Annotated in this window: 11 protein-coding genes; 6 read left to right on the top strand and 5 right to left on the bottom strand. The window is 57.2% G+C overall.

The features are described from left to right. Positions 1–40: 40 nt before the first annotated feature. Entirely contained in the window at positions 41–1,303 is a 1,263-nt protein-coding gene (locus DT594_RS10815) for a malic enzyme-like NAD(P)-binding protein (RefSeq protein WP_096346649.1), read from the top strand. 43 nt (positions 1,304–1,346) lie between these two features. On the opposite strand, the gene DT594_RS10810 is transcribed toward DT594_RS10815, so the two are convergent. From DT594_RS10810 to fmdA, 5 genes are all read right to left on the bottom strand, one after another. Beyond that, positions 1,347–2,405: an AAA family ATPase gene (locus tag DT594_RS10810; protein WP_149332689.1), complete on the bottom strand. Its 1,059-nt coding sequence runs from the start codon at positions 2,403–2,405 to the stop codon at positions 1,347–1,349. Positions 2,406–2,426: 21 nt separating this feature from the next. After that, positions 2,427–3,473, bottom strand: a complete 1,047-nt coding sequence (locus DT594_RS10805) for an aliphatic amidase (RefSeq protein WP_096346651.1) — start codon at positions 3,471–3,473, stop codon at positions 2,427–2,429. Between the two features lie 33 nt (positions 3,474–3,506). Next, positions 3,507–5,147 (bottom strand): sigma-54-dependent Fis family transcriptional regulator, encoded by a 1,641-nt coding sequence (locus tag DT594_RS10800; protein ID WP_218574507.1) that lies wholly within the window; start codon positions 5,145–5,147, stop codon positions 3,507–3,509. An 82-nt stretch (positions 5,148–5,229) separates the two neighbouring features. Beyond that, on the bottom strand, positions 5,230–5,553 hold the full coding sequence (locus tag DT594_RS10795; RefSeq protein ID WP_149332688.1) for an FmdB family zinc ribbon protein: 324 nt from the start codon (positions 5,551–5,553) through the stop codon (positions 5,230–5,232). A gap of 69 nt (positions 5,554–5,622) precedes the next feature. Next, a complete protein-coding gene (gene fmdA, locus DT594_RS10790) occupies positions 5,623–6,852 on the bottom strand; it encodes a formamidase (protein WP_149332687.1) in 1,230 nt (409 codons plus the stop codon). Positions 6,853–7,292: 440 nt separating this feature from the next. Between fmdA and urtA the strand changes: the two genes are divergently transcribed. From urtA to urtE, 5 genes are all read left to right on the top strand, one after another. Then, complete coding sequence (gene urtA / locus DT594_RS10785) at positions 7,293–8,537, top strand: urea ABC transporter substrate-binding protein (RefSeq protein ID WP_149332686.1); 1,245 nt, start codon at positions 7,293–7,295, stop codon at positions 8,535–8,537. Positions 8,538–8,612: 75 nt separating this feature from the next. Next, positions 8,613–9,536 carry an urea ABC transporter permease subunit UrtB gene (gene urtB, locus DT594_RS10780; RefSeq protein ID WP_149332685.1) on the top strand — a complete coding sequence of 308 codons (924 nt, stop codon included), beginning with the start codon at positions 8,613–8,615 and terminating at the stop codon, positions 9,534–9,536. Positions 9,537–9,563: 27 nt separating this feature from the next. Next, the gene (gene urtC, locus DT594_RS10775; protein ID WP_149332684.1) at positions 9,564–10,700 is read left to right on the top strand and encodes an urea ABC transporter permease subunit UrtC; all 1,137 of its coding nucleotides are present in this window, start codon (positions 9,564–9,566) and stop codon (positions 10,698–10,700) included. After that, entirely contained in the window at positions 10,697–11,437 is a 741-nt protein-coding gene (urtD, locus tag DT594_RS10770) for an urea ABC transporter ATP-binding protein UrtD (RefSeq protein ID WP_149332683.1), read from the top strand. The genes urtC and urtD overlap by 4 nt, the downstream gene beginning before the upstream one ends. A gap of 15 nt (positions 11,438–11,452) precedes the next feature. After that, positions 11,453–12,142 carry an urea ABC transporter ATP-binding subunit UrtE gene (gene urtE, locus DT594_RS10765; RefSeq protein ID WP_149332682.1) on the top strand — a complete coding sequence of 230 codons (690 nt, stop codon included), beginning with the start codon at positions 11,453–11,455 and terminating at the stop codon, positions 12,140–12,142. Positions 12,143–12,460 lie beyond the last annotated feature (318 nt).

The raw sequence follows: 12,460 nt of genomic DNA, 5'->3' as shown, positions 1-12,460 counted from the left end.
CTCATCCGCCCGCACAAGCAACTTGACCGGAAAACTGAACATGTCTGATTTGAGAACCGATGCACTCGACTATCATGCCAACCCCCGTCCGGGCAAGCTGAGCGTCGAACTGACCAAGCCTACCGCCACTGCACGTGACCTGGCTCTGGCCTACAGTCCTGGCGTTGCCGAGCCAGTGCGTGAAATCGCCAAGGATGCTCTCAATGCCTACAAATACACCGGCAAGGGTAACCTGGTCGCGGTGATTTCCGACGGTACTGCTATTCTCGGCCTGGGTAACCTGGGTCCGTTGGCGAGCAAGCCGGTAATGGAAGGCAAAGGCGTGTTGTTCAAGCGCTTTGCTGGTATCGATGTGTTCGATATCGAAGTCGAATCCGAAAGCCCACAGGCGTTTATTGACACCGTCAAGCGTATCTCCTGCACCTTCGGTGGTATCAACCTGGAAGATATCAAGGCACCTGAGTGCTTTGAAATCGAGCGCGCTCTGATTGAGCAGTGCGATATTCCGGTTTTCCACGATGACCAGCACGGCACCGCTATTGTTACCGCCGCGGCGATGATCAATGCGCTGGAACTGGCTGACAAGACGCTGGAAGATGCCAAGATCGTTTGCCTGGGCGCCGGCGCTGCTGCCATTGCCTGCATGAAGCTGCTGGTCAGCATGGGCTGCAAGGTCGAAAACATCTACATGCTCGACCGCAAGGGCGTGATCCACTCTGGCCGTGATGACCTGAACGAATACAAGGCGATCTTCGCGACCGACACTGAAAAGCGCACCCTGGCTGATGCCATGAAAGGCGCTGACGTGTTTGTCGGCCTGTCAGGTCCTAACCTGCTGCAGCCGGCCGAACTGAAGCTGATGGCTGAAAACCCCATCGTATTCGCCTGCTCCAACCCGGATCCGGAAATCGACCCCGAGCTGGCTCACGCTTCACGTCCTGACGTGATCATGGCCACCGGTCGTTCCGATTACCCGAACCAGGTCAACAACGTACTGGGCTTCCCCTTCATCTTCCGTGGTGCTCTGGACGTTCGCGCCACGCGCATCAACGAAGAGATGAAGATTGCTGCCGTACATGCGATCCGCAAGCTGGCCAAGGAGCCGGTACCGGAGTACGTATCTGCTGCCTACGGCGGTATTTCTCTGGAATTTGGTCGTGATTACATCATTCCCAAGCCCATGGACGTGCGCCTGATCGAAGAAGTGCCTGCAGCTGTTGCCCAGGCGGCTATCGATTCCGGTGTGGCTACCCTGCCATACCCGGCCCATTACCCGCTGAAGTCAGTCGAAGACTGCATCTGATCAGCCGGTAATTGAAAACCCCGCTTCGGCGGGGTTTTTTGTGTCAATCGTCCGGGCCTTTCAGGGTCAATCTCACCCTGTGTTGCGCATCCATATCAGCCAACAGCAGGCAGCCTGGCGGGCGATCGGGAGTTTGCAACAATGCGCGAGCCACCTCCGGCTCGAGGTGTTGGCGGAAGCTGCGGGCCATGGCGCGCGCGCCATAGCGTCGGTCAAATCCCTGCTGGCCGAGCCACGACTTGAGCTGCGGTTGCGCCACCAACTGGACCTGATGCCGGGCCAGGCGATTATTCAGCCGCTGCAAAGCCAGTTCCACCAGAATCATTATCTGATCGTCGCCCAGGCGCTGATAAATCAGTTGCTGGTCAATACGGTTGAGAAATTCCGGTGCAAAGGCCTTCTCAAGAGCCAGTTGTTGATGCTTCTGCTCTTGTCGAGCGCGCCAGGCTTCGGGTAACCAACGCCGCCAGCCACTTTGCTGGCGCTGTTGCCAGGCCCAGAGTGATTGAGCGCCGACGTTACTGGTCATGAAAATCAGACTGTTGCGGAAGTCGAGGGTGCTGGTGCCTGAGCTGAGCCTTAGCTGGCCGTTGTCGAAGATGTTCATCAGTGCGCGGATCACCGGTTCACTGGCCTTTTCCAGCTCGTCAAACAGCACGATGCCGGGTTTGCCGAAGCTGCCCTCGATGGCCTCGCGATCAAATAGTGTATTGCCCTCCTTGCTGCCAACATAACCTGGCGGCGCGCCGGTGAGTGAGGCAGCGTAATGTTCCTGGGCCAAAGTATTCATGTCGATGCGGCACAGCGCATCGGCGCGGCCATGAATGGCCTCGGCGAGCAGGCGCACGGTTTCGGTTTTGCCCACCCCTGTTGGCCCCATCAATAACATTACCGCCAGGGGCTTTCTCGGGTCGCCCAGCTCAGCTTTGGTCAGGGCCAGGCTCGCGGCGATAGCATCCAGCGCCGCACCCTGACCGGTGATGCGCGAGCGCAGCGACTGCATGACTTTGTCCAGATCGAACTGAAAGCGCGACTGGCGCATGGGCGGCGTGCTGCCGCCCATGCGCTGATTGTGCTCCAGCACTTCATTGATAAACGGCATGACCGATTCCCGTCAGCGGCGTCAGGCGCCGGCTTCCTTGTCCTTGCCCGGATGCGGCAGTTCACCGACCGGGCAATCCTTCACGCCGATGGTGCTGCGGGTCATTTTCTCCACATCATCGCGGGCCTTTTCCGCATCCAGTACCCAGGTGCGGTAAAAGTCGAATGGGCAATCGGCAACGCCGCGATCACCATCACCGGAGTTGTACACACCGGTGTAGCCACGGTGCAGCAGTTTGAACAGGTGGTTCTGTGACTGATCATTGGCCCGCGCATCGCGGATCTGCGATACCGACAGCTGGGCGTACTGAATACCCATATCCTCTTCACCGCATTCACCCAGCGTGCGACCGTCGAAGCCGATAATTGCCGAGTGGCCGAAGTAGGAGTACACGCCATCGAAGCCGCTGGCATTGGCCACCGCGACATAACAATTGTTGGCCCAGGCCATGCTCTTGGCCATCATCACCTGCTGTTCCTTGGCCGGGTACATATAGCCCTGGCAGCGCACGATCAGCTCGGCGCCCTTCATCGCGCAGTCCCGCCAGATTTCCGGATAGTTGCCATCATCACAGATGATCAGGCTGATCTTCATGCCCTTGGGGCCGTCGGATACATAAGTGCGGTCACCGGGGTACCAGCCTTCGATCGGGCACCAGGGTATGCACTTGCGGTATTTCTGTACTATCTCGCCCTGATCATTGATCAGTACCAGAGTGTTATAGGGTGCCTTGTGCGGATGTTCTTCATGCTGCTCGCCGGTCAGGGAAAAAATACCCCAGGTTTTTGCCTGCTTGCAGGCTTCGCTGAAAATGCGCGTTTCATCACCGGGAATGGTCGCGGCCGTGGCCATCATTTCATCGTGGTCGTACATGATGCCCATGGTGCTGTATTCCGGAAACACCACCAGGTCCATACCCGGCAAACCCTGTTTCATGCCGATGATCATCTCGGCGATATTGCGGGCGTTGGCCAATACATCATCGCGGGTGTGCAGCCGCGGCATCTTGTAATTGACTACGGCAACACCAACGGTATCGGGGCTGCTTGATATATCTCCATGACGCATGAGTATTCCTCCGCTTGCTTGATTGAATGGGGGTCAGTGCAGGTCGATACCCAGCTTGCTGACCCGGTAGCGCAATTGTCTGAGGCTGATATTCAGGCGCCTGGCCGCCTCGGACTGGTTATTGTTGGTGTCGACCAGCATGGCGCGGATATGCGCTGCTTCATCCTGGTTCACCCAGTTATATGAACGCCCGTAGGGCCGTTGACCGTTAACGCTCAGCGGCTGGCTGGCCAGCTCTGCCGGTGCAGGGTTAGGGGCTTTTTCGTGCTGGATATGCTGCGGCAGATTGATCGCGCTTTCCGAAGAGAGACTGCGCTTGATCTTGTCGCCGCTCAGCGAATCTGCGTCGCTGGTCAGCGCGGTGCGTTCCAGCACGTTCTGCAACTGGCGGATATTGCCCGGCCAGTCGAAGCGTTCGAGAATTTCGAAGGCGTCGGCTTCCAGGCTCCAGTTGCGCTCGTAGTGGTGGTTGAGCTCATTGAGAAAGTGCAGAGCCAATTGGCGTATGTCGTCCTGCCGCTCGCGCAGTGGTGGCAGGTGCACCGGGACCACGTGCAGGCGGTAGAACAGATCCAGGCGGAAGCGGCCCTGATTGACCGATTCCTGCAAGTTGACGTGCGTCGCGGTGATCACCCGAAAATCCACCGAGATGGCGTGATCACTGCCGACCGGGTCGACCTTCTTCTCCTGCAATACGCGCAGCAGCTTGGCCTGCAAGGCCAGGGGCATGTCGCCGATTTCGTCGAGAAACAGGGTGCCGCCGTCGGCCTGCAGAATCTTGCCCTGCTTGGCTTGTGAGGCCCCGGTAAAGGCGCCCTTGGCGTGGCCGAAGAGTTCGGATTCGAGTAATTCTGCGGGAATCGCCGCGCAGTTGATGCAGATAAACGGCTTCTCGCGCCGGTCGCTCTGCTGGTGGGTCATGCGCGCAAATTTCTCCTTGCCGGTGCCGGACTCGCCCAGGAGCATGACCGGAGCATCGCTGCGAGCGACCTGGATAGTCGAGCGCACCGCATCCATCAGCGCCGGACTGGTGCCCAGAATCCCATGCGCCAGGCTTTGTTTGAGCATCGCCTCGACCGCGATACTGTGCCTGAGATGCTGGTTTTCCTTGACCAGATGCGCGGTCTGATCCACCACGAACTGATGAATGCGCAGTACCTGGCCAATCATTGAGGCGGCGATGCGCAGCAGGCTGATATCGTCATCGAACGGGCGCTCGTGCAGGCCTTCGCGCTGTACCGAGAGCACGCCGATGGGTGTGCCGGACTCCAGAATGGGCACGGCAATAAAGGTCATGCGCCCGCCGGTATGATTGGACAGCTCAGCCACTCGGTAAATAAACAGCGGCTCCTTGCTGACATCCGGCACCAGGCCGATCGATCCGGTGCGCATCACATAGCCGGTGACACCCTGATTGATGTTCAAGTTGAAGCGGCCGGCCTTCAGATCTTCCGGTGCCAGGCCGTAGGAGTAGCGTACTTCCAGACTGTTGGTGGCAGTGATTGGCAGGCTGACCCTGCCGCAGTTCAGACCGTACAGCTGCGCCAGTAGCCGCAGAATCCCCTGGATGGTGCGCGGGGCGTCCAACGGCTTCTCCAACAGCTTGGCCATTTCCAGAATAACGACCAATTCACGCTTCATCTGCTGGGATGTCCGATCTGATAGGGTTATCACGGTATGCAGGCTCCTTCGCGCGGGTACAACTGATTCCCGTGGGCCTGCGTCGGTTAATGCCGCTGAACTCAGCGTCTCGAGTTCAGTGACTGATCATCCATGGACGACGCGGGCCACTCTGCTGCTTGAGGGCGGGCGGTTGACCGTCCTCACGGGGTTTATGAGTGCAGCTTCCAGAGCTGCAACAACTGTGCCCGTGGCTGACCTTGGGTTGGTGAGCGCTACGTTCATTGGTCTCATGCGCAGTGCGTTGCTGTGAACTGAGGACCTGCAGGCGCGGAGCGCTGATCAGGCGCTGCATGGGCTGGCCACAGGCCGGGCAATCGCGCGGCAGGTTGCGTTCGGCACTGGGTAGCAGCGCTTCGAAGCCGCCGCATTGTGGGCAATCAAAATCGTATAAGGGCATAAAATGCTCCCTGGGCGTGCGAACGAGGGGGTGTCGCCGCACCACAATGGTGGCGGCGACGCTGCAGACCTACTTGTTCCACTTCGATGTGGGCACTTCCGGGCTGTTGACCGAGATGGTCGGGCCGTCGGCGTTGGGCATGATGTCGAAGTCGAATATCTCGGTGGGGATCCACAGGGTGGCGCAGACGTTGGGTACGTCGACAATCCCGCTGATATGCCCTTGTACCGGCGCAGTGCCGAGCAGGGAGTACGCCTGGGCGCCACTGAAACCGAACTTCTTCAGATACTCGATCGCGTTCAGACACGCCTGGCGGTAGGCAACGTGCGCATCCAGGTAATGCTGTTTGCCGCTTTCGTCGACCGAGATGCCTTCGAAGATCAGGTGTTTCTTGTAGCTGGGTGCCATGTCGCTGGGCTGGAAGATCGGGTTCTTCACACCGTATTTCTTTACCCCGTCCTTGATCAGGTTGACGCGAATATGGATCCAGCCAGCCATTTCAATCGCGCCGCAGAAGGTGATTTCGCCGTCGCCCTGAGAGAAGTGCAGGTCACCCATCGACAGCCCACCGCCTTTCACATACACCGGGAAGAATACCCGTGAGCCTTTGGTCAGGTCCTTGATGTCACAGTTGCCGCCGTGTTCACGCGGCGGCACGGTGCGCGCGCCTTCGTTGGCGATTTTCGCCGCAACGTCACCGGTGGCGCGGCCAACGTGAGCAGTGGGTGCATAGGGTGGGTTGGCCAGGCCAGGTACGCGATCCGGATCGGTATCGATCAGCGCCTGCTCACGCTTGTTCCATTCGTCCAGCAGTTCCTGTGACGGCAGGCAACCGATCAGGCCGGGGTGCATCAGGCCAATAAATTCGACGCCGGGGATATGCCGAGACTTGGTATAGATGCCATTGAAATCCCAGATTGTCTTGCGTGCTTCAGGGAAATGTTCGGTCAGGAAGCCGCCACCGTTTTCCTTGGCGAATACGCCGTTAAAGCCCCACATCTGGTCGGCGAAGGCGCCGAGGTCGAGAATATCGACCACCATCAAGTCGCCTGGTTCGGCACCTTCTACAGCCACTGGGCCGCTCAGGTAGTGCACCTTGCTCAGGTCCACGTCGCGCACGTCATCAGCGCTGTCATTGTTTTCGATCTGCCCGCCGGTCCAATCCATGCATTCGATGATGAAGTCATCGCCTGGCTTCACGGTCGCGACCATCGGAACGTCCGGGTGCCAGCGGTTATGGATGATGTCGTGTTCCTTGGGGCTCTTGTTCAGATCGATCTTGATCAATGTCTCAGCCATGACGATGAATCCTCTGTGTGGGTGATGGCGTTCAAGGCCGGATATGGGCCAGTGCAATCAGCAGAGCAGATGCCGTGCCAGCTTTGTCATGCATGGTAAAAATCGTTGTTAATCAGTCTGTTGCGATTGGATGGTCAGTTATTGTCATATTGGGGATCCAGGCCGATGTGACAATGTCACGGGCTTGCGGCTGACAATGTCATGACAATGTCAGATCGCCTTGTGAGGGCTAACATTCTCGCTGAAGGAGGAAGCGCGCGCCTCGGTGCGGAGGGCGCGTGCAGGTCATTGATAAATAGCCATTTAAATAAAATACGTAATTCTTTTATGGCCATTTGGCGTTGATGGCACAAGGGTTGCTCAGGGGTGTGGTGACAGGCTGGCGAACTGGGGAGATGGGTTTGCTGGTCAGTTTTACCCACATCAAGGAGAACCACCCTATGCACGAATCAATACGCAAGATGCCCGCCTGGAAGCGCCATGTGTTGGCGTTGGCGCTGGGCTCTGGTTTAGGCTTCACCGGCCTCGCCGGCGCGGCAGATTTCCCTACCGATCAGGTCAATACCACCGGCCTGGCCGTGACCGATGACACCGTCAAGGTCGGCATTCTGCACTCCATTACCGGCACCATGGCCATCAGCGAAACTGGTTCGGTCGAGGCAGAAATGCTGGCGATTGAACAGATCAACGCGATGGGTGGCGTACTTGGCCGGCAGATCGAAATCGTGCAGGAAGATGGCGCCAGTGACTGGCCGACCTTCGCGGAAAAATCGCGCAAGCTGCTGACCCAGGACAAGGTTGCCGCGGTATTCGGTTGCTGGACATCTGCGTCACGCAAGGCCGTGTTGCCGGTCTTCGAAAAAGAAAACGGCATGCTCTACTACCCGACTTTCTATGAAGGGCTGGAGCAGTCCAAGAACGTAATTTACACCGGCCAGGAAGCCACTCAGCAGATTCTTGCCGGTCTGGACTGGATCGCCAAAGAGAAAGATGCCAAGACCTTCTACCTGGTCGGCTCTGACTATATCTGGCCACGCACCTCGAACAAGATCGCCCGCAAGCATATCGAAAACGTCCTGGGCGGCACCGTTGTAGGGGAAGAGTACTACCCGCTGGGCAACACCAACTTCGGTTCGCTGATCAACAAGATCCGTCTTAAAAAGCCTGACGTGGTGTATTCCAGCATTGTCGGTGGCTCCAACGTCGCCTGGTGGAAGCAGCTGAATGCTGCCGGCATCACTGCTGACCGCCAGACCATCATGACCATCTCTGTAACCGAAGACGAAGTACTGGGCATCGGTGGCGAGAATATGGTGGGTTTCTACTCCTCCATGAAGTACTTCCAGTCGCTGGAAAACGACAACAACTCCGAGTTCGTCAAGGCGTTCAAGGCGCGTTGGGGTGAAGACAGCGTGATTGGTGACGTAACTCAGGCCGCCTATCTTGGCCCCTGGTTGTGGAAAGCCGCAGTTGAGAAAGCAGGTAGCTTCGATGTGGATGATGTTGCAGCGGCCTCTCCAGATATCGAGCTGACAACTGCGCCTGAAGGATACGTGAAAGTTCACGAAAACCATCACCTGTGGAGCAAGTTGCGCGTAGGCGAGTGGCAGGCCGATGGTCAAGCCAAGGTCGTTTACGAGTCTGAGCTGATCGAACCGAACCCCTTCCCAGAAGGTTACCAATAAGTCGCTCCCGTCAGGGTAAATCAACACTGGTGCGGTCTTTGTTGACCGCATCTTACCGAATTAAGGAGAGCGATCATGGGCGGATATTCCTCGCAGGAGCTCACGGCCATCTTTGTTATGCAGGGCTTTAGCGGGCTTAGCTTGTTTTGCGTATTCCTGTTGATGGCGTTGGGTCTGGCGATCATTTTTGGACAAATGGGCGTGATCAATATGGCCCACGGTGAATTTCTAACCTTGGGCGCCTATATCACCTGGTTGGTGTCTGAGCTGGGTACCAGTATCTGGCCCTGGATGGAGCACATTTATTTCCCTATCGCCATACTGGCGGCTTTTACGGGAACCTTTATTTTGGGCTACCTGGTCGAGCGTTTCATGATCAGGCTGCTGTACAACCGGCCGTTGGATACCTTGCTGGCGACCTGGGGGTTGGGTCTTATCATGCAACAGGCCTTCCGCTCCGGTTTCGGCCCGCGCGAGGTCAGTGTCAGTTTGCCTGGCTGGTTGATGGGCTCCTGGGCACCTACCGACATTATCGATATTCCAATGAACGGCATGTTCGTCATGGGCATCACCTTCTTCATTACCCTGGGCGTCGTCATCCTGCTGTACAAATCGCGCTGGGGTATCAAGGTGCGCGCGACCACGCAGAATCGTGCGATGGCCAATGCTGCGGGTATCAATACCCAGCGGGTCGACCGCTTTACCTTTGCCTTGGGTTGCGGAATCGCCGGTGTTGCCGGTGCGGCCTTCACCACTATCGCCTCCACCGGACCGACCACCGGATCGCTGTATATCGTCGATACCTTCCTCGTCGTGGTGTTCGGCGGTGCAGCCAGCATTCTTGGCACAGTGGTTTCAGCATTCGGTATCGCCCAGTCGCAATCGATACTCGAGTTCTTCCTCAGCGGTTCCATGGCCAAGGTCATCACCCTCACGGTTGTGGTCGGCATTCTGATGGTTCGTCCCCAGGGACTCTTTGCAAGCAAGGTACGCCGGTGATTGGCGTGCCAGCTGGAGGTTATTGATATGCACAGATGGATAGCAGCATTCGGGGGAGGGCAACGCCTGCTGCAGTTGCTGGCGCTGGCCGTGCTGTTGATGGTGATCCTGCCTTTGACGCTGGATATTTTCCGCCTCAACCTGCTGGGCAAATATCTGACCTACGCCTTTGTCGCCGTGGGTCTGGTGTTGTGCTGGGGTTATGGCGGCATTCTGAGCCTGGGTCAGGGGATCTTCTTTGGTCTTGGTGGTTACTGCATGGCGATGTTTCTCAAGCTGGAGTCGTCAGCGCCCGAGTTCACCTCGATTCAGAGCACACCCGGCATTCCGGACTTCATGGACTGGAACCAAATCACCGAGTTGCCGATGATGTGGATGCCGTTCAACAGTCTGTTTCTGACGATTGTATTGATCCTTACCGTGCCGGCGATTGTGGCGTTCATTATCGGTTTCGCGATGTTCAAGCGGCGGGTGGGTGGGGTGTATTTCGCCATCATTACCCAGGCGATCGCCTCCATCGCAACGATCTTGATCATCGGCCAGCAGGGTTACACCGGTGGGATCAATGGCATCACCGACCTGCGTACGCTGTTGGGCTGGGACATACGTTCCGATAGCGCCCGTTACATCCTCTACTTTGTCTGCTGCGTAGCCTTGATCATCTGTTTGCTGATCGGTCAATTTGTGCTCAACAGTCGGTTCGGCAAGCTGCTGATTGCGATGCGCGACCAGGAAGACCGCGTGCGCTTCTCCGGCTATGACGTGGCCAATATCAAGATCTTCGTCTTCGCGTTGGCCGGGGTGTTTTCCGCCATCGGCGGCGCCATGTTCGCGCTGCAGGTCGGCTTCATGTCGCCGTCCTTTGTCGGCACCGTGGCGTCGATCGAAATGGTGATTTTCTGTGCGGTCGGTGGGCGGCTGTCGTTGATAGGTGCGGTCTACGGTGCGCTGCTGGTTAACCTGGCCAAGACCATGCTTTCGGAAACCTTCCCGCAGCTGTGGATCGTATTTATGGGCGCGCTGTTTATTGGCGTTGTTCTATTGTTCCCGCGAGGTCTGGCCGGCATCTATACCGATTTCGTCCAGCCGCGTCTGGACGGGGTGTTTGGCCGGAAACGCAAGAAGTCCAGCCAAACCGCTATCGCCCAGGAGGTGCAGTCATGACGTCGCCGATACTCTTGGCAATTGAAGATCTGACCGTTTCATTCGATGGCTTCAAGGCGGTCGATGGATTGAATCTCTACGTTGAGCGTAACGAGGTGCGCGTGGTGATCGGTCCAAATGGCGCCGGTAAGACCACACTGCTTGACTTGATATGCGGCAAGACCAGGGCGTCGTCTGGTTCCATCATGTTCAAGAATACCGAGCTGACCAAGCTGGCCGAGAATCAGATCGTCAAGGCCGGGGTCGGGCGCAAGTTCCAGACCCCTTCTATCTATGAAAACCTGACCGTGCGGGAGAATTTACAGCTTTCCTACCCTGGCGGGCGCACGGTATTCGGAAGTTTGTTCTTCAAGGTGACTGAAAAAGTCACCGAGCGCGTCCGCGAGGTGGCCGGCGAAATCTTCCTGTCCGACAAGCTGGAAACCAGTGCGGGCCTGCTGAGTCACGGCCAGAAACAGTGGTTGGAAATCGGCATGCTGCTGATCCAGGACCCGGAGCTATTGATGCTCGATGAGCCAGTTGCCGGCATGAGCGTTTCCGAACGCGAAGCCACGGCGGACCTGTTGCGGCGTATCAGCAACAACCGCTCGGTGATCGTCATCGAGCATGACATGGACTTCGTTAAGGACATTGCCAACAAGGTTACTGTTCTGCATCAGGGCAAGTTGCTGGCCGAAGGCAAGATGGAAGACGTGCAGAATAACGAGAAGGTCATCGAGGTGTACCTTGGCCACTAATATAAGGAGGCAACTATGCTGACGGTTCGTGATCTGCGGGTAAGTTACGGCATGAGCGAAGTCATCCATGGTATCTCGCTGGATGTTGGTGAGAACGAAACGGTGGCGATCATGGGTCGCAACGGGATGGGCAAGACTACCCTGTTCAAATCATTGATTGGCATGCATCCCAGCAGCAGCGGGGAGATTACCTTCAATGGCAAGGAGCTGAGCAAGGCGCAGTCCTACCAGCGTGTAGCAAGTGGCATAGCCTACGTCCCGCAGGGGCGTATGGTGTTTCCGACGCTGACGGTGGAAGAAAACATCATGGCTGGTCTGGAGGCCTCCGGGCGCAAGAAGGTGCCGGATGACATCTATGAGTTGTTCCCGGTACTGCTTGAAATGCGCCATCGCAAAGCGGGTAACCTCTCGGGCGGTCAGCAGCAACAGCTGGCTATTGGTCGGGCGCTGGCCGCAGACCCGAAGATCCTGTTGCTGGATGAGCCTACCGAAGGTATTCAACCTTCGATCATCAAGCAGCTGGCGACCACCCTGAACGAGATCAAGCAGCTGCGCAAAATCAGCATTGTGGTTTCCGAACAGGTGCTCAGCTTCGCGTTGGCCGTGTCCGACCGTATGCTGGTAATCGACAAGGGGCATATAGTCCACGAAGCCAGCGGCGATCAGATCGACCGCGCACATATCAGTCGTTACCTTTCGGTATAGAGTGTTGCGCCAGGCCCGCCGCCGGGTAAAACGGGCGGCGGGCTTTTTATTGTCTTAAATCCGTCATTAACCCTTGACGGTTTTTTCATAGCCCCTATAATGCGCGTCTGCCCAAACGGGGTGCTTTGAATAAAGCGCTTTACAATCAATAAGTTAGCGATAATTTAGGGGTTGACAGGGCAGGCGAGTAGCGTAGAATGCGCCGCTCACTGGGAAGGTCGGCAGGATCGCTTTTCCAGGCGCTGAGTTAAGTCAGCGAAGTTTCACGGAAGCGGTTGACAGGGGTTTTGGCTCCTGTAGAATGCGCCTCCCGGTCAC

Origin of the sequence: Halopseudomonas laoshanensis (genome assembly GCF_008365385.1) — a bacterium.
Taxonomy (GTDB): Bacteria; Pseudomonadota; Gammaproteobacteria; order Pseudomonadales; family Pseudomonadaceae; genus Halopseudomonas; species Halopseudomonas laoshanensis.
This window is presented reverse-complemented; position numbering and strand designations above follow the sequence as displayed.